Genomic DNA, 22503 nt, shown 5'->3' with positions numbered 1-22503 from the left:
GCTGCCGCGAACTTGAACGCACTGGATGCTGACGAACTCATTGAACTGGCCGGTCGATCAGGTGACATCGCCGCCTGCGCGCATCGATGCGATCCTGATCTCCAGCACCCGCGCATCCGGTGCGACGCCCCACCCCTCGCGCAGTTCGCGGGCGATGCGCTCGGCGATCCGCGCCGGCTCGTCGCCGTGCCGGAGCATGGCGAGCGTGATGCTCGCCAGCGCGTCGTACTCGTTCGGCACGTGGTCTCTGGCATCGCGGATGCCTGCGGGATCCCACTCCCAAAACACATCGCGGACTGCGCTGATAGTCATGTGGCCCCTCGTCTGCATCGCTGTCTACAGCAATGGTGTGCCGTGCGCGATCACGAGGCGAATCGGCTTTCGGCTAGGTGCGTGGCACGCAGACGGCGTGTGCTGTCTACAGATCATCGTCAGCCGCCGCCGACACTGCTCACTCGCCACATGGGCTGCGTGTTCCGATCAGCGCTCGGCGGGCACAGCGGCGGGCACTCCGGCTCCACGCCGCGCGGCGCTTCTCGCGAGCCAGCAAAGCGCCGCAGCGCTCAAGAGCGCCGGAGCCAGGGCGAGCCGGATGCCGTTGATGACCGAAAGGTCGTCGGGAACGGCTCCGGCCATGAACCCGGGTATGACGCGCTCGACGTAGACGATGATGGCCAGGCCGGGGAGTGTGGATGCAACCGCGGCTCCAGAGCCCGAAAAGCATCCCCACGTGCATGCACCCCACACGCTCGCCCGCCCCGAACTGCGATCTCGAACGACTCGGATCACGGCGACGGCGAAGAGCGCAAGTGCGCAGACGGCGAGAAATGCAGTGAACACGAGCAGGAGCGGGTTCATACCGCCCATACGTTCCCACGCCGCGAGCAATGAGGGATCCACCGTATCCGGCAGAGCGACCCACGCCCAGTACGCGCCGATATATCCGGGCGCCAACGTCAGCATCACGACGGCGAGCAGGGAGACCGCGCGAGTCCGCTTCGAAGCCACAGGCCCATGCGACTCCCCGCGCAGGTCGCAGCGCATCCATCTGGAGGGTGATTCGGCGGCGGTTTCGAGACGCCGCTGCGCGGCTCTTCAATCACCTGGGTGGTGCCGCTGCGCGGCCCTCAACCGCCTGACGGGTGCGTGCGGCGGCGCGTGCGGGTGGGCTGTTCCGGCGGGCGAATGGGCATCTGACTATGATCGAGGTGCTCGCCGACTGCGCGTGCTCCCCATCCTCCGTAACGAGAATGTGTGGCGCGTGCGGTGCGCCGTCGAAGTCCGATTCGGCGAGCGGACACCACACCGGGGCGCGTCAGGCTGCCCCGCCTCCGAAAGGTCGACAATCAGTGGCAGCACTCTCCTGGGACCCCATCGACGACAAGGCAGTAGACACCGCCCGCATTCTCGCGGCGGATGCCGTGGAGAAGGTCGGAAACGGACACCCGGGAACGGCGATGAGCCTGGCGCCCGCGGCCTACCTCCTCTTCCAGAAGGTCATGCGGCAGGACCCGTCCGACACGCACTGGGTCGGACGTGACCGCTTCATCCTCTCGGCGGGCCACAGCTCGCTCACGCAGTACGTGCAGCTCTACCTCGGCGGCTACGGCCTCGAGCTCGACGACCTGAAGGCGCTGCGCACCTGGGGCTCCAAGACCCCCGGCCACCCGGAGTACGGGCACACCGACGGCGTCGAGATCACGACCGGTCCGCTGGGTCAGGGCATCTCGTCCGCTGTGGGCTTCGCCTACGCGCAGCGCTTCGAGCGCGGACTCTTCGACCCCGAGGCCGCCGACGGGGAAAGCCCCTTCGACCACTTCACCTACGTCATCGCGGGCGACGGCGACCTGCAGGAGGGCGTGAGCTCTGAGGCCTCCTCGCTCGCCGGCCACCAGCAGCTCGGCAACCTCATCGCGATCTACGACTCCAACCAGATCTCGATCGAAGACGACACGAACATCGCCTTCACCGAGGATGTAGCGGCCCGTTACGCGGCCTACGGCTGGCACGTGCAGACGGTCGACTGGAAGAAGACCGGCGAGTACGTCGAAGACACGCAGGCCCTCTACGACGCGATCGTCGCGGCGCAGGGCGAGCGCGAGCAGCCGAGCCTCATCATCCTCAAGACGATCATCGGGTGGCCGAGCCCCAAGAAGCAGAACACCGGCAAGATCCACGGATCCGCTCTCGGCGCCGAGGAGCTCGCCGCCGTCAAGGAGGTGCTCGGCTTCGACCCGAACGAGACCTTCGTGGTGGCCGACGATGTCATCGCTCACACCCGGCAGGCCGTGGAGCGCGGCAAGGCCGTCCGCGCCGAGTGGCAGAAGGGCTTCGACGCCTGGGCCGCGGCCAACCCCGAGAAGAAGGCGCTGTTCGACCGCATCCAGTCGGGCGAGCTGCCCGACGGGGTCGAGGAGGCACTCCCGGTGTTCGAGGCCGGCAAGGATGTCTCCACCCGCGCCGCGAGCGGCAAGGTGCTCGGCGCCCTCGGTGCCGTCATCCCGGAGCTGTGGGGCGGATCGGCCGACCTCGCCGAGTCGAACCTCACGACCATCGCGGGCGCCCAGTCGTTCGTGCCCACGCAGTGGTCGACCCACGAGTGGCAGGGCAACCCCTACGGGCGCGTGCTGCACTTCGGCATCCGCGAGCACGCCATGGCCGCGATCCTCAACGGGATCGTGCTGCACGGCAACACGCGCGCCTTCGGCGGCACCTTCCTCATCTTCAGCGACTACATGCGGCCCGCTGTGCGGCTCGCTGCGCTCATGAAGGTGCCCTCGATCTTCGTCTGGACGCACGACTCGGTCGCGCTCGGCGAAGACGGCCCCACCCACCAGCCGATCGAGCAGCTCACCGCGCTGCGCGCCATCCCGGGCCTCGACATCGTGCGCCCCGCCGACGCGAACGAGGTCGGCTGGGCATGGAAGACGATCCTCGAGCGCCGCCACAACCCCGCAGGCATCGCGCTCAGCCGGCAGAACCTGCCGGTGTTCGAGCGCGGCGAGGGCGCGGCCGAGGGCGACACCCTCGCATCCGCGTCGAACGCCGTGCGCGGCGGCTACGTGCTCGCCGAGGCACCCGGCGGCACGCCCGACGTGATCCTCATCGCGACCGGCTCCGAGGTGCAGTTCGCGCTCGAGGCGCGCGAGCAGCTCAAGGGCGAGGGCGTGAACGCCCGCGTCGTGTCGATGACGAGCCAGGAGTGGTTCGCCGAGCAGGATGCCGCCTACCGCGAGTCGGTGCTGCCCGCCGCGGTGACGGCGCGCGTCTCGGTCGAGGCCGGGCTGGCCCTCACCTGGGCGCCCTACCTCGGTGTGCACGGCAAGGCCGTCTCGATCGAGCACTTCGGCGCCTCGGCCGACTACAAGACGCTGTACCGCGAGTTCGGCATCACGACGGAGCACGTCGTGGCCGCCGCCAAGGAATCGCTCGCTCTCGCGAGCAACTGACCCGACATCTCAACGGAAGAAGATTCAGCACCATGTCCGACAGCACCTCCCGCACCGCCCAGCTCTCCGAGATCGGCGTCAGCATCTGGCTCGACGACCTCTCGCGTGAGCGCATCGTCTCGGGCGGACTCGCCCAGCTGATCGCCGATCGCAACGTCGTCGGCATCACGACGAACCCGACGATCTTCGCCTCCGCCCTCGCCAAGGGGCAGAACTACGACGCGCACGTGGCCGAGCTCGCCGCGGCCGGCGTCGGGGTCTCCGAGGCCGTGTTCGACATCATCACGCACGACGTCGCATCCGCGTCCGATGTCTTCCGTCCCGTCTACGACGCCACGAACGGCGTCGACGGCCGCGTCTCGATCGAGGTCGAGCCGGGGCTGGCCCACGACACCGCGGGCACGATCGCGCAGGCCGAGCAGCTCTGGAACGACGTCGACCGGCCCAACGCGATGATCAAGATCCCCGCGACCGTCGAAGGCCTCGAGGCCATCACCGAGACGATCGCCAAGGGCATCAGCGTCAACGTGACGCTCATCTTCAGCCTCGAGCGCCACCGCCAGGTCATCGACGCGTACCTGGCCGGCCTCGAGAAGGCACAGGCCGCCGGTCACGACCTCTCGAAGATCCACTCGGTCGCCTCGTTCTTCGTCTCGCGCGTCGACACCGAGATCGACAAGCGTCTCGAGGCGGTCGGCACGGATGAGGCGCGCGCGCTCAAGAGCAAGGCGGGCGTCGCGAACGCGCAACTGGCGTACCAGCTCTTCGAGAAGGAGTTCGCGACCGACCGCGCGAAGGCGCTCCTGAGCGCGGGTGCGAACCTGCAGCGGCCGCTGTGGGCGTCGACCGGCGTCAAGGACCCGTCGCTGCCCGACACGCTCTACGTGACCGAGCTCGCCGTCGCCGGCGTCGTGAACACCATGCCGGAGAAGACCCTCGAGGCGACCTACGACCACGCTCCCCTGCATGGCGACGCCGTCACCGGCTCCTACGCCGAGGCGCAGAAGGTGCTCGACGACCTCGCCGCCGTCGGCGTCGACTACGACGACGTCACCGCGACGCTCGAACGCGAGGGCGTCGAGAAGTTCATCGTGTCGTGGAACGAACTGCTCGACACGGTGACCGCAGCGCTGGAGGCCGCGAAGTGACCGTGACGGTCGCGGTCACGGGCGCTGCGGCCGACGCGGTCGCGCGTCACGTTCCGCAGCTCGTCTCGGATGGCGTCGCCGGTCGCATCACGACCCTCGACGCCACCCTGTGGGGCCCGGCGGCCGAAGAGGAGGCCGCGAAGCGCCTCGGCTGGACGGAGGCCGTCGCGATCTCCGAGGGCCTCGTCGACGACATCCTCGCTCTGCGTGACGAGCTGCGCGCGAAGGGCGTGACCCACGTCGTGCTCGGCGGCATGGGCGGCTCCTCGCTCGCCCCGGAGGTGATCGCCAACACCTACGGCGTCGCGCTCACGGTTCTCGACTCGACCGACCCCGCGCAGGTGCGTGCGGCGCTCGACGACCGCTTGTCGCAGACCGCCGTCGTCATCTCGTCGAAGTCGGGCTCGACCGTCGAGACCGACAGCCAGAAGCGTGTCTACGAGCAGGCGTTCCGCGACGCGGGTATCGACCCCACCGAGCGCATCGTCATCGTGACCGACCCGGGTTCGCCGTTGGATCAGTCGGCTCGCGCCGACGGCTACCGCGTGTTCAACGCCGATCCCAACGTCGGAGGGCGCTACTCGGCGCTCACGGCCTTCGGTCTCGTGCCGAGCGGACTCGCCGGTGTCGACATCGCCGAGCTGCTGGACGAGGCCCAGGCTGTCTCGCTCGAGCTCGCCCTCGACTCGGTGAAGAACCCCGGGCTCATCCTGGGCGCCGCGATCGCCGGCACCTCTCCGCTGCGCGACAAGCTCGGCATCGTGCCCGACGGTACCCACATCGTCGGGTTCGGCGATTGGGTCGAGCAGCTCATCGCCGAGTCGACGGGTAAGGAGGGCACCGGAATTCTGCCGGTCGTGCTCGACGTCGACTCGTACGAGGTGACGGCGGACCTGCCCGACGTGCAGATCGTGCGCCTCGTCGCGAACGAGCGCGAGACACGTGAGGTGCGCCCGGGTGAGATCGAGGTCTCCGGATCGCTCGGCGGCCAGCTGCTCGTCTGGGAGTACGCCACCGCGATCGCCGGGCGTCTGCTCGGCATCAACCCCTTCGACCAGCCGGATGTCGAGTCCGCCAAGATCGCTGCGCGCGGCCTGCTCGACGCACGCCCCGAGCCCACCCCCGCGCTGTTCACGGCGGAGGGCATCGAGGTGCGCACCGCGGGCGGCCTCGAGATCACCGACCACAGCATCGACGGAGCCATCGACGCGCTGCTCGCAGCGCTTCCGGACGACGGATACCTCTCGGTGCAGGCCTACCTCAGCCGACCTGCTTTTCCGGGTCTCCCCGCCATCCGCGACGCCCTCGCGCGCCGCGCCGGGCGTCCGGTGACCTTCGGATGGGGTCCGCGCTTCCTGCACTCGACCGGTCAGTTCCACAAGGGCGGCCCGGCCGTCGGCGTGTTCCTGCAGATCGTGGGTGCCGGGGATGTGGACCTGGAGATCCCGGAGCGTCCCTTCACCTTCGGGCAGCTCATCCAGGCGCAGGCCGCAGGTGATGCGAGCGTGCTCGCGGATCACGGACGTCCGGTGCTGACGCTCACGCTTCCGCAGCCGAGCGACGGCGTCGCGACCCTGCGCACGCGGATCGGCTGACCCATGCCGGTGGAGATCACGCGGAACAACAACCCGCTGCGCATCGCCTCCGACCGCCGTCTCAACCGCATCGCGGGCCCGTCGAGCCTGGTCATCTTCGGCGTGACGGGCGATCTCTCGCGCAAGAAGCTCATGCCGGCGGTGTACGACCTCGCGAACCGGGGCTGCTGCCGCCGGGATTCGCGCTCGTCGGTTTCGCGCGGCGCGACTGGGTCGACCAGGACTTCGAGAAGGTCGTGCACGACGCCGTGCAGCAGTACGCACGTACGCCCTTCGACGAGGACGTGTGGCGGCAGCTCAAGCAGGGCATCCGCTTCGTGCAGGGCGAGTTCGACGACGACGACGCGTTCGACCGTCTGAAGGAGACACTCGCCGAGCTCGACGCCACGCGCGGGACGAACGGCAACCACGCCTTCTACCTCTCGATCCCGCCCAGGTCGTTCCCGCTCGTCACCGAGCAGCTGCGGCGATCGGGGCTCGCGGAGCAGGTGCCCGGGCAGTGGCGTCGCGTCGTGATCGAGAAGCCGTTCGGCCACGACCTCGCCTCGGCGCGCGAGCTCAACGACGTCGTGGAGTCGGTGTTCCCGGCCGACAGCGTCTTCCGGATCGACCATTACCTCGGCAAGGAGACGGTCCAGAACATCCTGGCCCTGCGCTTCGCCAATCAGCTCTACGAGCCCATCTGGAACGCCAACTACGTCGACCACGTGCAGATCACGATGGCCGAGGACATCGGCGTTGGCGGGCGTGCCGGGTACTACGACGGCATCGGCGCGGCGCGCGACGTCATCCAGAACCACCTGTTGCAGCTGCTCGCCCTCACGGCCATGGAGGAGCCGGTGTCGTTCGACGCGGCCGACCTGCGCGCCGAGAAGGAGAAGGTGCTCTCGGCCGTCACGCTGCCCGCCGACCTCGCGACGGCGACCGCTCGCGGGCAGTACGCCGGCGGATGGCAGGGCGGCCAGAAGGTGCCGGGCTTCCTCGACGAGGACGGTATGAATCCCGAGTCGGTCACCGAGACCTACGCGGCGCTCAAGCTCGGCATCAACACGCGCCGCTGGGCGGGCGTGCCGTTCTACCTGCGCGCCGGCAAGCGTCTCGGCCGCCGCGTCACCGAGATCGCCGTCGTGTTCAAGCGCGCGCCGCAGTACCTCTTCGCGGAGTCGCAGACCTCGGCACTCGGCTCCAACGCGCTCGTCATCCGCGTGCAGCCGGATGAGGGGGTCACCATCCGCTTCGGCTCCAAGGTGCCGGGAGCCGGCATGCAGGTGCGCGACGTGACGATGGACTTCGGCTACGGCCACGCCTTCACCGAGGCGAGTCCTGAGGCCTACGAGCGGCTCATCCTCGACGTGCTGCTCGGTGACCCGCCGCTCTTCCCGCGACACGAGGAAGTCGAACTGAGCTGGAAGATCCTCGACCCCGTCGAAGAGTACTGGGAGGCCCTCGGAGGGCCGCTGGAGCAGTACAAGCCCGGCACGTGGGGCCCCGCATCCGCCGACGAGCTGCTCGCCCGCGACGGCCGCAGCTGGCGTCGTCCCTGATGTCACGGCCCTCGGGCAGTCGCATCCCGACACGGCATATCCGGAGAGAATCATGATCGTCGACCTTCCCGACACCACCACGAGCGCGATCTCGAAAGCTCTCGTCAAGATCCGTGAAGAGGGCGGCGCCGTCGCCCTCGGTCGCGTGCTGACCCTTGTGATCGCGACGACCCTCGGCAACGAGGAGGAAGCCATCGAGGCCGCCAACGATGCCTCGCGTGAGCACCCGATGCGCGTCATCGTGCTCTCGCGTCGCGCCGACCGCAGCGACGAGGCCGCCCGCATCGACGGGCAGATCCGGGTCGGCGGGGATGCGGGCGCGAGCGAGGTGATCGTGTTGCGTGCGCACGGGGACGCCGCGTCGGATGAGGAGGGGCTCGTGACGAGCCTCCTGCTGCCCGATGCGCCCGTCGTCGTGTGGTGGCCGGGTGAGGCCCCCGAGGTGCCGAGCGCCTCGCCCCTCGGCAAGATCGCGCAGCGCCGCATCACCGACGCCGCGGAACATCCCGACCCGGTGGAGGCGCTCACGGCGCTCGGACGCAACTACGCGCCCGGGGACACCGACTTCGCCTGGACGCGCCTCACCCTGTGGCGGGCCCAGCTCGCCGCCGTGCTCGACCAGCCGCCGTACGAGCCCGTGGAGAGCATCTCGGTGAGCGGTGCGGCCGACTCCCCTCGACCGAGTTGCTCGCCGCCTGGTTGCGTCTGCAGCTCGACGCGTCCGTGCACCTCGAGGTGTCCCCCTCGACCGGCACCGGCGGCATCCACGGCGTGACGATGCAGCGTCGCTCGGGTGAGATCCGCCTGGAACGCTCGCAGCCGAGCATCGCGACGCTCGAACAGCCCAACCAGCCCACCCACGACATCTCGCTGCCGCGCCGCAGTCTGCGCGACTGCCTCGCCGAGGAATTGCGTAGGCTCGACCCCGACGACCTCTTCGGCGAGGTCGCTCAGAAGGGCCTCGCGCTCCTGACGGCATCCGCCGAGGGAGCCGGGACCGAAGGGAAGTGACCGTGAGCGAGCGACGCGTCCGGGTCTACGACGACAAGGCGAGCCTCGCCTCCGCCGTCGCTGCCCGATTCATCAAGCGGATGCGGGAGACCCTCGCCGAGAAGCCCGAGGCGCATGTCGTGCTCACGGGCGGTTCGATGGGTGAGGCCGTGCTCGCCGCGGTCGGCGGAGACAAGAGCCGCGACAAGGTCGACTGGTCGCGCGTCACCTTCTGGTGGGGCGACGAGCGGTACCTGCCGAGCGGTGATCCGGAGCGCAACGAGACCCAGTCGCGCCGCGCGTTGCTCGACTCCTCGGCCTTCCCGCCGAGCGGATCAAGGCCTTCCCTGCCGTCGGGGAGCACCCGTCGATCGCGGATGCGGCCGATGCCTACGCCGCCGAACTCGCGGCCGCGGCACCCGAGGGCGCCGCGTATCCGGAGTTCGATCTCACCTTCCTCGGCGTCGGGCCCGATGGGCACGTCGCCTCGCTGTTCCCCGATCACGAGGCGGTGCGGGACCGCGACCACGTCGTGCTCGCGGAGACCAACTCCCCAAGCCACCGCCGGAGCGCCTGACGCTCACGCTTCCGGTGATCAACTCATCCGAGCGGGTCTGGCTCGTGCTCGCGGGCGCCGACAAAGCTGGCGCTCTCGGGCTCGCTCTCGCCGATGCCGCCCCGGCGGATGTCCCGGTCGCGGGCGTGCGGGGGCGTCAGCGCACGGTGTTCTTCATCGACCGCGACGCGGCCGCGGAGGTGCCGGAGGGACTGCTCACGCGCGAGCGCTTCTGGACGGCCGCACACGAACTGCCGGAGCTGTAGCGCCCGACGACGTCGGCACTTCCGGACGGCTCAGGCGGGCTGAGCGGTTCCGCGCCGCTCGCGCAGCTGCTGGAGCGCGTCGTCGAGGATCTGCTCGGCCTCCTGCTCCGTACGGCGCTCCTTCACATACGCGAGGTGCGTCTTGTACGGCTCGGTGCGCTGCAGCTGCGGCGGGTTGTCCTTGTCGCGCCCGGCCGGCAGGCCCGTCGAGGGGCTGTCGATGACCTCGGGGATCTCCTCCTCGGGGAGGTTGGCCGCGAAGTAGCGCACGGTCTCGTTGCCGAGCGCATCCCAGTACGAGATCGCGATGCGATCCGCGTGATACCCGCGATCCTGCTCCCCCATGGGGCCGGATCCGACGCGGGATCCGCGGATGGCGCTGCCGCCAGATGCCATAGCTCTCTCCTCGTGTGGTGGTGGCTGAGTCGGCTAGCCGCCGACGCCGAACTTGGTGAGAAGCCCCAGCACCACGATGGAGAAGAACCACGCGATGCCGAGCCCGACCGTGATGCGGTTGAGGTTGCGCTCCGCGACGCCCGAGGCGCCGAGGTTGCTCGTCGTGCCGCCACCGAACATGTCCGACAGGCCGCCTCCGCGACCCTTGTGCAGCAGGATGAGCAGCGTCAGCAGGAGGCTGGTGATTCCGAGCAGGACCTGGAACGCGACCTGCACGATCGACCAGAGAACATCCATGGACTTTGTGCTTTCCTGACTGTGTTCGGGCTTCGGGTCGGCCCACAGGGCCGTGGTTCAGTATAGGCGAGGCAGACGCTCAGAGCGTGCCGACGTGGCTCTTGAAGCGCGCAATGCTCGCGAACTCCTCGATCTGGAGGCTCGCACCGCCCACCAGAGCGCCGTCGATGTCGGGCTCCTTGAGGAAGCCCGCGATGTTCGACGCCTTGACAGAACCGCCGTACAGGATGCGGGTGCCCGCGGCGACCTCGTCGCCGAGCACCTCCGTCAGCACCGCTCGCAGCGCCTCGCACACCTGCTGCGCCTGCGCGCTCGTGGCGGCCTGGCCCGAGCCGATCGCCCACACGGGCTCGTAGGCCACGACGATCTCCTTGCCGGCGACGACCCCTTCGAGCGCGGTGCGCAGCTGCGCGACGGGCACGGCACTCGGGCCGTGCTCCTCCAGATCTTCAGCGGTCTCTCCGACGCAGATCACCGGCACGATGCCGTGGCGATGCGCGGCGGCGACCTTCGTCGCGACGACCTCGTCGGTCTCCCCGTGGTACTGGCGACGCTCGGAGTGCCCGATGATCACATAGCTCGCGTCGAGTGCCGCGAGGAACGCTCCGGAGATCTCACCGGTGTAGGCGCCCGAGTCGTGCTGCGACAGATCCTGCGCGCCGAACTTCAGCTCGAGCTTGTCACCCGCGATGAGCGTCTGCACCGAACGCAGATCGGTGAACGGCGGGAACACCGCGACCTCGACGTCGGAGAAGTCGTGGTTCTTGTCCTGCAGGGTCCACGCGAGCTTCTGCACGAAGGCGATCGCCTGCAGGTGGTCGAGGTTCATCTTCCAGTTGCCGGCGATGAACGGCGTGCGGGCGGCCTTGGCCATCAGCTTTCCCATCCGAGTACTTCGAGACCGGGGAGACGCTTGCCCTCGAGGAACTCGAGGCTTGCGCCGCCACCGGTGGAGACATGACCGAACTGCTCGTCCGAGAAGCCGAGCTGACGGATGGCGGCAGCGGAGTCGCCGCCGCCCACGACGCCCAGGCCGTCGACCTGGGTGAGCGCTTCGGCCACCGCGCGGGTGCCCGCGGCGAAGGCCGGGAACTCGAACACGCCCATCGGGCCGTTCCAGAACACCGTCTTGGAGCCGCGAACGCGCTCGGCGAAAGCGGATGCCGTGTCGGGTCCGATGTCGAGGCCGATTCCGGACGCGCCGAACGGCGTGTCCTCGATGGCGTACGCCGCCGCGATCACGTGATCGGCGTCGGCGGAGAACCCGGAGGCGACCACGACATCCGTGGGCAGCACGATCTCGACACCGCGTTCAGCGGCCTCGGCGAGGTAACCGCGCACCGTCTCGAGCTGGTCGGCCTCGAGCAGACTCGAGGCGACCCGGTGGCCCTGGGCCGCGAGGAAGGTGAAGAGCATGCCGCCGCCGATCAGCAGGGCGTCGACGCGCGGCAACAGGTGCCCGATGACGCCGAGCTTGTCGGAGACCTTCGACCCGCCGAGCACCACCGTGTAGGGCCGCTCGGGGTTCTCTGTGAGCTTGTCGAGCACGTCGAGCTCGGTCTCGATGAGCAGCCCGGCCGCGCTGGGACGCGCCTGCACGAGCTCGTAGACGCTCGCCTGCTTGCGGTGCACCACACCGAAGCCGTCCGAGACGACGACATCGCCGAGGGCCGCGAGCTGTGCGGCGAACGCCTCACGCTCAGCGGCATCCTTCGATGCCTCCCCCGCGTTGAAGCGCAGATTCTCGAGCAGCACGACCCCGGGGGTCGGGGCCGACTCGATGACACCGGCCGCCGACTCCCCCACGGTGTCCGGCGAGAATGCCACATCGACGCCGAGCAGCTCGCCGAGCCGCACGGCGACGGGCGCGAGCGAGAACTTCGGGTCGGGAGCGCCCTCCGGCCGACCGAGGTGGCTCATCACGACGACCTTCGCGCCCTTCTCGAGGAGAAGGCGGATGGTCGGGACGGATGCGCGCACGCGCCCGTCATCCGTGATGGTGCCGTCCTTGAGGGGCACGTTGAGATCGCACCGCAGGAGCACGACCTTGCCCGAGAGCCCGTCCAGGCTCTCGATCGTCCGGAGGGCCATCGCTTAGAGGCGCTCGGCGACGTACTCGGTGAGGTCGACGAGGCGGTTGGAGTAACCCCACTCGTTGTCGTACCACGCCGAGAGCTTCACCTGGTCGCCGATGACACGCAGCAGACCCGCGTCGAAGATCGACGAGTGCGGGTCGGTGACGATGTCGCTCGACACGATCTCGTCTTCCGTGTACTTGAGGATGCCCTTGAGCTTGCCCTCGGCAGCCTCCTTGTAGACGGCCTTGATCTCGTCGGCGGTGACGGCGCGGGAGGCCGTGACCGTCAGGTCGGTGATCGAGCCGGTCGGCACCGGGACGCGCAGCGCGAAACCGTCGAGCTTGCCGACGAGTTCGGGAAGCACGAGGCCGATGGCCTTGGCGGCACCCGTCGAGGTCGGGACGATGTTGATCGCGGCGGCGCGGGCACGGCGCAGGTCGCTGTGCGGGCCGTCCTGGAGGTTCTGGTCGGCCGTGTAGGCGTGGACCGTGGTCATGAGTCCGCGCTCGATGCCGAAGGCGTCGTTGAAGACCTTGGCCAGCGGCGCGAGGCAGTTCGTGGTGCACGACGCGTTCGAGATGATGTGGTGGTTCTCGGGGTCGTACGAGTCCTCGTTCACGCCCATGACGAACGTCGCATCCTCGCCCGACGCCGGTGCGGAGATGAGCACCTTCTTGGCGCCGCCGCCGTCGATGTGCTTGCGCGCGTCGGCGGCCTTGGTGAAGCGACCCGTCGACTCGATCACGATGTCGACGCCGTAATCCGACCACGGAAGGGCGGCAGGGTCGCGCTCCTCGAAGACGCGGATCGCCTTGCCGTTCACGATGATGTTGTCGTCGTCGTACTCCACGGTTGCGTCGAGTCGACCCGTGACCGAGTCGTACTTGAGCAGGTGCGCGAGCGTCTTGTTGTCCGTGAGGTCGTTCACAGCAACGATCTCAAGGTCGCTGCCCTGAGCGAGGGCGGCACGGAAGTAATTGCGACCGATCCGGCCGAAGCCGTTGATGCCGATCTTGACGGACACGAGTTCTCCTAAATGAGCGCTGGGGGCGCGTGTGTCTGATGGTGTGTGGTGTGGGAAGGCAGGTGGCCAGGGCGCGGGCCCCGGCCACCTCGCCAGCTAAGACAGTAGCAGCAGCCCTGCGCCACCCGAGCGTGCAGCCTCGAAGCGAGCACCCGCATCCGCCCAGTTGGCGATGTTCCAGAACGCCTTCACGTAATCCGCCTTCACATTGACGTAGTCGAGGTAGAAGGCGTGCTCCCACATGTCGAGCTGCAGGATGGGCGTGATGCCCAGCGGCGTGTTGTTCTGCTGGTCGTAGAGCTGGTGCACGAGCAGGCGCGCGCCCACCGGGTCCCAGGCCAGCACGGCCCAGCCGGAGCCCTGCAGGCTGTTCGCGGCGGCGCTGAAGTGGCCCACGAACTTGTCGAACGACCCGAAGAACTCGTCGATCGCGGCGGCGAGTTCGCCGACGGGCTTGTCGCCGCCGTCCGGCGAGAGGTTCTTCCAGAAGATCGAGTGGTTCACGTGTCCGCCGAGGTGGAACGCGAGGTCCTTCTCCAGCTTCGGCACGTTCGTGAAGTCTCCGGACTCACGCGCCTCCTCGAGCTTCTCGAGGGCGGTGTTCGCGCCGGCGACGTAGGCCGCATGGTGCTTGTCGTGGTGCAGCTCCATGATCCGGGCGCTGATGCTCGGCTCGAGTGCCGCGTAGTCGTACGGCAGGTCGGGGAGGCTGTAGACGGCCATGATTCTCCTTCTTCCTTCTGGGGTCTATTCGTCGAACTCCGGCGGCAGGTTGGCGTCGGTGCCCGGGATGCCGAGGTCGCTCGCGCGCTTGTCGGCCATCGCGAGGAGGCGGCGGATGCGGCCGGCGACCGCGTCTTTGGTCATGGGCGGGTCGGCGTAGTGGCCGAGCTCGTCGAGGCTCGCGTCGCGGTGCCCGAGGCGCAGCTCGCCCGCGTACCGCAGGTGGTCGGGCACCTCGTCGCCGAGGATCTCGAGGGCGCGCTCGACGCGCGCGCACGCCGCGACGGCGGCCTGAGCGGAGCGGCGCAGGTTCGCGTCGTCGAAGTTCACGAGCCGGTTCGCGGTGGCGCGCACCTCGCGGCGCTGACGCAGCTCCTCCCAGGCGGCGACGGCATCCGCTGCGCCCATGAGCCGCAGCATCGCGGCGATGGCCTCGCCTTCGCGGATGACGACCCGATGCACGCCGCGCACCTCGCGGGCCTTCGCGGGGATGCGCAGTCGCCCCGCGGCGCCGACGAGCGCCATGGCGGCCTCGTTGCCGGGGCACACGACCTCGAGCGCGGCCGAGCGACCCGGATCGGTGAGCGTGCCCCGCGCGAGGAAGGCCCCGCGCCAGATCGCCGCGAGATCGTCGCGTGAACCGGTCGTGAGCCGGTTCGGCAGGCCGCGGATGGGGCGGCGGCGCGCGTCGAGCAGCCCGGTCTGGCGGGCGAGGGTCTCGCCCCCGTCGACGACACGCACGACGTAGCTCGCGCCCTTGCCGGGCGCTCCCCGATGACCTTGCCCTCGGAGCGCACGCCGTACAGCTCGGCGAGGTCGCGACGCACGCGCTGGGCGACCTTCTGCGAATCGAGCTCCGATTCGACGGCGATGCGTCCCGAGATGATGTGCAGGCCGCCCGAGAACCGGAGGAGCGCCGCGAGCTCAGCAGCCCGCACGCTCGTCTTGCTCACGTCGACGGCGACGAGCTCTTCCTTGACGTCCGCCGTCAGTGCCACGCGATCATCCTCGTCTTTCGTCGTTGTCTCGGTGAGGGGAGCTCACTCGCGCCCGAGGTCGCGATGCCGCACGGTGACGGAGACCCCGGGGAGGGAACGGAGCTGCCGCGCGACCTCTTCGGCCATCGCGACGGAACGGTGCTTTCCGCCCGTGCATCCCATGGCGATCGTAGCGTGACGCTTGTTCTCGCGCCGGTACCCGTCGGCCACCGCGGCCAGAGCCGCGACGTAGTGCTCCAGGAATTCGGGCGCATCCGGCTGGCTCAGCACGAACTCGCGCACCGCCTCGTCCTGCCCGGTCAGCGGCGAGAGCTCGGGCACCCAGTAGGGGTTCGGCAGGAAGCGCAGATCGGCCACCATGTCGGCGTCGGGGGCAGCCCGTACTTGAATCCGAAGCTCATCACGGTGAGCTTGAGCGAGGGGCCGACTCCTCGCCGAAGAGCTCGCCGACGCGCGTCGCGAGCTGGTGGATGTTGAGGTCAGAGGTGTCGATCACCAGATCGCTCTGCTCGCGCAGGCCCGCCATGCGCGCGCGCTCGGCGAGGATGCCGTCGAGCAGCGTGCCGTCGCCCTGCAGCGGATGTGGACGCCGCACCTGCTCGAAGCGGCGCACGAGCACGGCGTCGGTCGCGTCGAGGAACACGAGTCGTGCGTCGCTCGACTCCCGCAACTCCCCGACGAGCTGCTGGGCATCCGCGAACAGTTTGCCTCCGCGCACGTCGACCACCGCGGCGATCTTCGGGAACGCCTCACCGGTGTGCGCGCCGAGATCGACGAGCGGCCGCAGCATCTGCGGCGGCAGGTTGTCGACGACGTACCAGCCGAGGTCTTCGAGCGCGTTCGCGACGGTCGAGCGCCCCGCGCCGGACATACCCGTGACGATGAGCATCTCGCGCCCGTCGATGCCGTCGCTCATGCCTCGTCTCTCTGCTCCGCCGTCTGGCCGGACTCCGCGGCGGGCGCACCTCCCAGCCTAGCCACGATGGTCTGTGCGAGCTGAGGGCCGATACCGCGCACCTCGCCGAGCTCGTCGACGGTCGCCCTCCGCAGCCGCGCGACGGAGCCGAAATGGCGCAGCAGCTCCTTCGATCGCGCAGGTCCGAGCCCCGGGATGTCGGCGAGCACGGTGCCGATGTCGGCGCGCCGCTTCTGGCGCTGGAAGGTGATCGCGAAGCGGTGCGCTTCGTCGCGGATGCGTTGGAGCAGGAAGAGCGCTTCGCTTCCGCGGGGCAGGATCACCGGGAAGTCGTCGTTCGGCAGCCACACCTCCTCGAGGCGCTTGGCGATCCCCACGAGCGGGATGTCGGTGATGCCGAGTTCGTCGAGCACCGCCGCGACAGCCTGCACCTGCGGCTGGCCGCCGTCGACGATGAGCAAGCCGGGGCGGTACGCGAAGCGACGCTTCGTGCGCGTGCCGTCGTCGGCATCCGGTGCATCGTCTTCGTCGAGACGGGAGAGCCGGCGGCGCAGCACCTGCGCCATCGACTCGGTGTCGTCGACCGTGTCGTGCACCGCGAACTTGCGGTAGTCGCTCTTCTTCGGCAGGCCGTCTTCGAAGACGACCATCGAGGCCACCACGTTGGTTCCGCCGAGGTGCGACACGTCGTAGCACTCCATCCGCAGCGGCGCCTCGGGCAGGCCGAGAGCCTCCTGCAACTCGGTGAGGGCCTGACTGCGCGCGACGTAGTCGGCCGTTCGCCGGGTCTTGTAGAGGGCGAGGGCCTGCTTCGCATTGAGGGTCGCGGTCTGCAGCACCGCGGCCTTGTCGCCGCGCTGCGCGGTCTTCAGGCGCACTCCCCGCGTTCGCGCCGGTCGGCGAGCCACTGCTCGAGGGCGGGAGCGTCGTCGGGCAGCACCGGCACGATGATCTCGCGCGGCGGCGGCTCCGTCTCGTAGGCGGTCTCGATCACCGACTCCACGAGCTCGCCCGCGCTGATGTCGAGCTCCTTGTCGACGACCCAGCTGCGCACACCGCGCACGCGACCGCCCCGCACGACGAACTGCTGCACGGCCGCCGCCAGCTCGTCGGACTCGATGCCGAACACGTCGACCTCGACTCCGTCGGGCAGCACGACGGCACTCTTCTCGAGCACGTTCTCGAGCGCCTGGATGCGATCGCGGATCTTCGCGGCGCGCTCGTACTCGAACGCCTCTGCGGCTTCCTTCATCTCGCGCTGCAGCAGTCCGATCACGCTGCGGTCGTGGCTCGCCATGAACGCCACGAACTGGTCGACGATCTCACGATGCTCCTCGATCGTGACCTGATGCGAGCACGGGCCGCCGCAACGCCCGATCTGGCCGGGGAAGCAGGGACGCCCGGTCTGCATGGCGCGCTTGTAGCTCGAGTCCGAGCAGGTGCGGATCGGGAACGCGCGGATCATCAGGTCGATCGTCTCGCGCACGGCCCACACCTTCGGATACGGCCCGAAGTAGCGCGCCCCCGGGATGCGGTGGTTGCGCGTGACCATGACGCGCGGCGCCTCATCGGCGAGCGTCACGGCCATGTAGGGGTAGCTCTTGTCGTCACGGAACTTGACGTTGTAGGGCGGAGCGAACTCCTTGATCCAGGTGTATTCCAGCTGCAGGGCCTCGACGTCGCTGCCCACGACCGTCCACTCGACCTTTGATGCCGACAGCACCATATGCCGGGTGCGCTCGTGCAGGCTCCGTAGCGGTTGGAAGTAGTTCGCGAGACGCTGCCGCAGATTCACTGCCTTGCCGACGTACAAGATGCGCCCGGTGGCATCCGAGAATCGGTAGACGCCGGGTGCCGCGGGGATCTCCCCGCCTTCGGACGCCACGGCAGCACGTCGGCGCGCGGCGCTGCCATCTCAGCCCGCCTTCCGGCGGCCCTGACCCGTGCTCCGTCGGTCAGCGCCGTCCACATTGAGCAGTTCGGCGAGGAACACGCCGGTGTGACTCTCGGGGTTGCGAGCCACCTGCTCGGGCGTTCCGGTCGCGACGACGGTGCCGCCGCCCGATCCGCCCTCGGGGCCGAGGTCGACGATCCAGTCCGCGCTCTTGATCACGTCGAGATTGTGCTCGATGACGATGACCGAGTTGCCCTTCTCGACGAGGCCGTTCAACACCTCGAGCAACTTGCGCACGTCCTCGAAGTGCAGACCCGTTGTGGGCTCGTCGAGCACGTAGATGGAGCGACCGTTCGACCGCTTCTGCAGCTCGGTGGCGAGCTTCACGCGCTGGGCCTCGCCGCCCGAGAGCGTCGTGGCACTCTGCCCCAGGCGCACATAGCCGAGACCGACGTCGACGAGCGTCTTGAGGTAGCGGTGGATGGCCGTGATGGGCTCGAAGAACTCCGCGGCCTCCGAGATCGGCATGTCGAGCACCTCGGCGATGTTCTTGCCCTTGTAGTGCACCTGCAGGGTGTCGCGGTTGTAGCGCGCTCCGTGACACACCTCGCACTGCACGTACACATCCGGCAGGAAGTTCATCTCGATCTTGATCGTGCCGTCACCCGAGCAGTTCTCGCAGCGGCCGCCCTTGACGTTGAAGCTGAACCGGCCGGGCTGGTAGCCGCGGGCCTTCGCCTCGATGGTCTCGGAGAACAGCGTGCGGATGCGGTCGAAGACGCCCGTGTAGGTGGCGGGGTTCGACCGCGGGGTGCGCCCGATCGGTGCCTGGTCGACGTGCACGACCTTGTCGAGGTGCTCGAGGCCCGTGACCCGCTTGTGCCGGCCGGGAACCTGGCGGGCCCCGTTGAGCTGGTTCGCGAGCACCTTGTAGAGGATGTCGTTCACGAGGCTCGACTTGCCGGACCCCGAGACGCCCGTGACGGCGACGAACGCGCCGAGCGGGAAGCTCACGGTGACGTTCTGCAGGTTGTTCGCCTGTGCGCCCTCGACCGTCACCTGGCGCTTGGGGTCGATCTTGCGGCGTGTGCTGGGGAGCGGGATCGCACGGCGGCCGGCGAGGTAGTCCCCGGTGACCGAGCCGTGGTTGGCGAGCAGCGCGTCATATCCGCCGGAGTGCACGACCTTTCCGCCGTGCTCGCCCGCGCCGGGACCGATGTCGACGATCCAGTCGGCGGTGCGGATGGTGTCTTCGTCGTGCTCGACGACGATGAGCGTATTGCCGAGGTTCTTGAGCTTGACGAGCGTCTCGATGAGGCGCCGGTTGTCGCGCTGGTGCAGCCCGATGGAGGGCTCGTCGAGCACGTAGAGCACGCCCGTGAGGCCCGATCCGATCTGGGTCGCGAGGCGGATGCGCTGTGCCTCGCCTCCCGACAGGCTGCCGGCCGCGCGCGCCATCGTGAGGTAGCCGAGCCCGACCTCGAGCAGGAACTCGAGACGCAGCCGGATCTCGCGCAGCACCTGCGCCGCGATCCGCGCCTCGCGATCGGTGAGCTCGAGGTGCTCCATGAAGCCGTAGGCATCCGAGAGACTCAGCTCGGCGACGGCCGAGATGTTCTGTCCGGCGACGAGCACCGCGAGCACCTCGGGCTTGAGTCGCTTGCCCTCGCAGACGGGGCAAGGCACCTCGCGCAGGTACTCGCCGTAGCGCTGCTTGGAGTACTCCGATTCCGTCTCGTGGTACTTGCGCTCGATGTAGGGCATGACGCCCTCGAAGCCCGTGGAGTACTTCATGGTGCGCCCGAAGCGGTTGCGCCACTGCACGGTGACCTCGAAGTCATTGCCGTTCAGGATCGCGGTCTTGATCTCGTCGGGAAGTTCCTGCCAGGGGGTGTCGAGTGAGAAGTCGAGGTCCCGGGCGAGCCCCTGCAGCAGCCGCTGGAAATAGCTGTACAGACCCTTGCCGCCCTGGTTCCACGGCAGGATCACGCCCTCGTTGAGCGTGAGCTCCGGGTCGCCGATGACGAGTTCGGTGTCGACGGCCATCTTGGTCCCGAGGCCCGAGCACTCGGGGCAGGCTCCGAAGGGGGCGTTGAACGAGAAGGTGCGCGGCTCGATCTCGGTGAGCTGGATCGGATGCCCGTTGGGGCAGGCGAGCTTCTCACTGAAGTTGCGCCGACGCGTCGGGCTGCCCTCCGGCTGGTCGACGAAGTCGATCTCGAGCACGCCGCCCGCGAGGCCGAGAGCCGTCTCGACGGAATCCGTCAAACGCGTCAGCAGGTCGTCGGCCGCGACGAGACGGTCGACGACCACCGCGATGTCGTGCTTGTACTGCTTCTTGAGCGTGGGCGGGTCGGACAGCTGCACGACCTCCCCGTCGACGATCGCGCGCGAATACCCGGATGCCGACAGCTCCTTGAAGAGGTCGACGAACTCGCCCTTCTTCTGCGAGATCACCGGAGCGAGCACCTGGTAGCGCGTGCCGGTCTCCAGCTCCATGAGCTGGTCGGCGATCTGCTGCACCGTCTGGCGCTGGATTCGCTCGCCGCAGACGGGACAGTGGGGCTCGCCGATCCGCGCCCACAGCAGGCGCATGTAGTCGTAGATCTCGGTGATCGTGCCGACCGTCGAACGCGGGTTGCGGTTGGTCGACTTCTGGTCGATCGACACCGCGGGGCTCAGGCCTTCGATGAAGTCGACATCCGGGCGGTCCACCTGGCCGAGGAACTGCCGGGCGTAGGCGGAGAGCGACTCGACGTAGCGGCGCTGCCCCTCGGCGAAGATCGTGTCGAACGCGAGGCTCGACTTGCCCGAGCCCGAGAGGCCCGTGAACACGACGAGCGCGTCGCGCGGGATCTCGAGATCGACGTCCTTCAGATTGTGGACGCGGGCACCCCGAACGCTGAGCTTCTGGGTGCTGGAGACAGGCGTGATCGACACTGAACCCATTCTACGGGCGGCCTCCGACATTCCGCCGGGGGCGTCACCAGGGCAACGGTCCGTTCAGCGAGGTGTACGTGCCGGTCGGACCATCCGGGGCCACCGTGGCCATGCGCACGATGATCTCGGCGCCCTCCTCGACCGTCTGAGTGCCCTGGTGGTGGTTGAGGTCGGTGCTCGTGAATCCCGGCTCGACGACGTTGATGCGCAGCTGCGGGTACGCTGCGGCGAGCCGCACCGTGATCATCGTGACGGCGGCCTTCGATGCCGGGTACGCGATCCCGGGGTACTGCGCCACAGGGGACCCGACCTCGGTCGCGAGCTCGAGCGAGCCGAGTGCACTTCCGACGTTGACGATCACCCCGGCGGCGGAGCGCTCGAGCAGTGGCAGGAAGGCCCGCGTGGTGCGGATGAGTCCGAGCACGTTGGTCTCGAAGGTGTGCGCCGCCGTCGCGGCATCGAGGTCAGGGAGAGCGATGAAACCACCGTCTGGCTGTCGTTCCTCGACGCCCGCATTGTTGACGAGCACATCGAGACCGCCGAGCTCGGCGACGCGGGCGGCCGCAGCTGTGACCGAGTCGTCGGAGGTGACATCGAGCTGAATGAACTCGGCACCGAGCTCGCGCGCGGCGGTCGTGCCCCGTTCCGCGTCGCGCGCCCCGACGAGGACGCGATGCCCCTGTGCGATGAGGGCTCGAGCGGTCTCGCGGCCGAGACCCTTGTTCGCTCCGGTGATGAGGGTTGTTGTCATGAGTCGATGCTCGAACGATCGGGTCCGGACGCCCAGGCCGCGAACATCCTGGTACGCAGAGGGCCAGGTTCGACCGCGGCGACGCGCGGATAATGAAGCACGTGGCGGAAACCGAGTTCGGGCGCGCGCTGCGTCGTTTACGTGATCGCACCAGCCCGGATGCCGTGGGGCTGTCGACAGGCCGGTCGCGTCGCGCCCCGGGCCTTCGCCGCGAGGAGCTCGCCGTGCTCGCCGGCATCTCGGTGGACTACCTGGCGCGGCTCGAACAAGGCCGGGGTGGGCACCCTCCCCGCAGATCGTCGGCGCGCTGAGTCGCGCGCTCCGGCTCGACAGCGGCGATGAAGACCATCTGATGCTGCTGGCCGGGATCGCGCGGCCGGCCGGGGCGCTCGTGCCCTCGTACCTGCCTTCCGGGGTGGCGCGCATGGTGGAGCGGCTCGACGCACCGGTCGGGGTCATCGACGCCGCCGACCGACTGCTCGGCGCAAACGCGCTCTTCTCAGCGCTGTTCGGCGATCCGCTCGCCCGAGACGATTCGGCCCGGAGCGCGGCCTGGCGGCACTTCCTCGGGCCCGGAACGCCTGTGCGGTACACCGACGAGCAGCGCGCCGCGCACGAGAACGCGCTCGTGGGCCGGCTTCGCGAGGCGAGCGAGCGCTTCCCCGCCGATGACTCGGTCGCCCGCCTCATCGCCGAACTGCGTGCCGGGAGCCCCCGTTTCGCGAGCCTCTGGGCGGCTGGAGCGAGTGGCCGCTACGGCTCGGGCCACAAGACGATCGATCACCCGATGGTCGGCGAACTCGAGCTCGACTGCGACGTGCTCGAGGTCAGCGAGACGGGCCTCATCATCACGATCTACACGGCCGAACCCGGGTCGGAGAGCGCGCAGCGACTCGAGTTGCTCGGCGTGATCGGCACCCAGCAATTCAGCGCGTGAG

Annotated in this window: 15 protein-coding genes and 6 pseudogenes; 8 read left to right on the top strand and 13 right to left on the bottom strand. The window is 68.9% G+C overall.

Annotated features, from left to right (window positions below; all coding sequences use genetic code 11):
* Positions 1-57 precede the first annotated feature (57 nt).
* On the bottom strand, positions 58-330 hold the full coding sequence (locus QQK29_RS14735) for a hypothetical protein (protein ID WP_284301346.1): 273 nt from the start codon (positions 328-330) through the stop codon (positions 58-60).
* 150 nt (positions 331-480) lie between these two features.
* A complete protein-coding gene (locus QQK29_RS14730) occupies positions 481-1008 on the bottom strand; it encodes a hypothetical protein (protein WP_284301344.1) in 528 nt (175 codons plus the stop codon).
* Positions 1009-1349: 341 nt separating this feature from the next.
* Between QQK29_RS14730 and tkt the strand changes: the two genes are divergently transcribed.
* The 6 genes and pseudogenes from tkt (at position 1350) to pgl (ending at position 9548) form a co-directional block, all read left to right on the top strand.
* Positions 1350-3449, top strand: coding sequence for a transketolase (gene tkt, locus QQK29_RS14725; protein ID WP_284301342.1), 2100 nt, complete (start codon positions 1350-1352; stop codon positions 3447-3449).
* A 32-nt stretch (positions 3450-3481) separates the two neighbouring features.
* Positions 3482-4597: a transaldolase gene (tal, locus tag QQK29_RS14720; RefSeq protein WP_284301340.1), complete on the top strand. Its 1116-nt coding sequence runs from the start codon at positions 3482-3484 to the stop codon at positions 4595-4597.
* Positions 4594-6192, top strand: a complete 1599-nt coding sequence (locus QQK29_RS14715; protein WP_284301338.1) for a glucose-6-phosphate isomerase — start codon at positions 4594-4596, stop codon at positions 6190-6192. The genes tal and QQK29_RS14715 overlap by 4 nt, the downstream gene beginning before the upstream one ends.
* Positions 6193-6195: 3 nt before the next feature.
* Positions 6196-7736, top strand: a pseudogene (zwf, locus tag QQK29_RS14710) (glucose-6-phosphate dehydrogenase).
* Between the two features lie 52 nt (positions 7737-7788).
* Positions 7789-8747: pseudogene (locus QQK29_RS14705) on the top strand (glucose-6-phosphate dehydrogenase assembly protein OpcA).
* An 80-nt stretch (positions 8748-8827) separates the two neighbouring features.
* Positions 8828-9548 (top strand): annotated as a pseudogene (pgl, locus tag QQK29_RS18780) (6-phosphogluconolactonase).
* A gap of 30 nt (positions 9549-9578) precedes the next feature.
* Here the strand turns inward: pgl and QQK29_RS14695 are convergent.
* The 11 genes and pseudogenes from QQK29_RS14695 to QQK29_RS14645 form a co-directional block, all read right to left on the bottom strand.
* Positions 9579-9944 carry an RNA polymerase-binding protein RbpA gene (locus QQK29_RS14695; protein ID WP_284301336.1) on the bottom strand — a complete coding sequence of 122 codons (366 nt, stop codon included), beginning with the start codon at positions 9942-9944 and terminating at the stop codon, positions 9579-9581.
* A 33-nt stretch (positions 9945-9977) separates the two neighbouring features.
* Positions 9978-10241 (bottom strand): preprotein translocase subunit SecG, encoded by a 264-nt coding sequence (secG, locus tag QQK29_RS14690; RefSeq protein WP_284301334.1) that lies wholly within the window; start codon positions 10239-10241, stop codon positions 9978-9980.
* Positions 10242-10320: 79 nt separating this feature from the next.
* Positions 10321-11115, bottom strand: a complete 795-nt coding sequence (tpiA, locus tag QQK29_RS14685; RefSeq protein WP_284301987.1) for a triose-phosphate isomerase — start codon at positions 11113-11115, stop codon at positions 10321-10323.
* Positions 11115-12332 carry a phosphoglycerate kinase gene (locus QQK29_RS14680; protein WP_284301333.1) on the bottom strand — a complete coding sequence of 406 codons (1218 nt, stop codon included), beginning with the start codon at positions 12330-12332 and terminating at the stop codon, positions 11115-11117. Before QQK29_RS14680 ends, tpiA begins: the two co-directional genes overlap by 1 nt.
* A gap of 3 nt (positions 12333-12335) precedes the next feature.
* Positions 12336-13343, bottom strand: a complete 1008-nt coding sequence (gap, locus tag QQK29_RS14675) for a type I glyceraldehyde-3-phosphate dehydrogenase (protein WP_284301330.1) — start codon at positions 13341-13343, stop codon at positions 12336-12338.
* 96 nt (positions 13344-13439) lie between these two features.
* Positions 13440-14066, bottom strand: a complete 627-nt coding sequence (locus QQK29_RS14670; protein WP_284301328.1) for a superoxide dismutase — start codon at positions 14064-14066, stop codon at positions 13440-13442.
* A 24-nt stretch (positions 14067-14090) separates the two neighbouring features.
* A pseudogene (whiA, locus tag QQK29_RS14665) lies at positions 14091-15064 on the bottom strand (DNA-binding protein WhiA).
* A gap of 42 nt (positions 15065-15106) precedes the next feature.
* Positions 15107-15980, bottom strand: a pseudogene (gene rapZ, locus QQK29_RS14660) (RNase adapter RapZ).
* A pseudogene (gene uvrC / locus QQK29_RS14655) lies at positions 15977-17894 on the bottom strand (excinuclease ABC subunit UvrC). The pseudogenes rapZ and uvrC overlap by 4 nt, the downstream one beginning before the upstream one ends.
* 1 nt (position 17895) lies before the next feature.
* Entirely contained in the window at positions 17896-20823 is a 2928-nt protein-coding gene (uvrA, locus tag QQK29_RS14650) for an excinuclease ABC subunit UvrA (RefSeq protein WP_284301326.1), read from the bottom strand.
* A gap of 34 nt (positions 20824-20857) precedes the next feature.
* Positions 20858-21565, bottom strand: coding sequence for an SDR family NAD(P)-dependent oxidoreductase (locus tag QQK29_RS14645; RefSeq protein WP_284301323.1), 708 nt, complete (start codon positions 21563-21565; stop codon positions 20858-20860).
* Positions 21566-21657: 92 nt separating this feature from the next.
* Between QQK29_RS14645 and QQK29_RS14640 the strand changes: the two genes are divergently transcribed.
* On the top strand, positions 21658-21876 hold the full coding sequence (locus QQK29_RS14640; RefSeq protein ID WP_284301321.1) for a helix-turn-helix domain-containing protein: 219 nt from the start codon (positions 21658-21660) through the stop codon (positions 21874-21876).
* Positions 21877-21917: 41 nt separating this feature from the next.
* Positions 21918-22502: an MmyB family transcriptional regulator gene (locus tag QQK29_RS14635; RefSeq protein WP_284301319.1), complete on the top strand. Its 585-nt coding sequence runs from the start codon at positions 21918-21920 to the stop codon at positions 22500-22502.
* Position 22503 lies beyond the last annotated feature (1 nt).

The organism is Homoserinibacter gongjuensis (genome assembly GCF_030161875.1).
Lineage (GTDB): Bacteria > Actinomycetota > Actinomycetes > Actinomycetales > Microbacteriaceae > Homoserinibacter > Homoserinibacter gongjuensis.
This window is presented reverse-complemented; position numbering and strand designations above follow the sequence as displayed.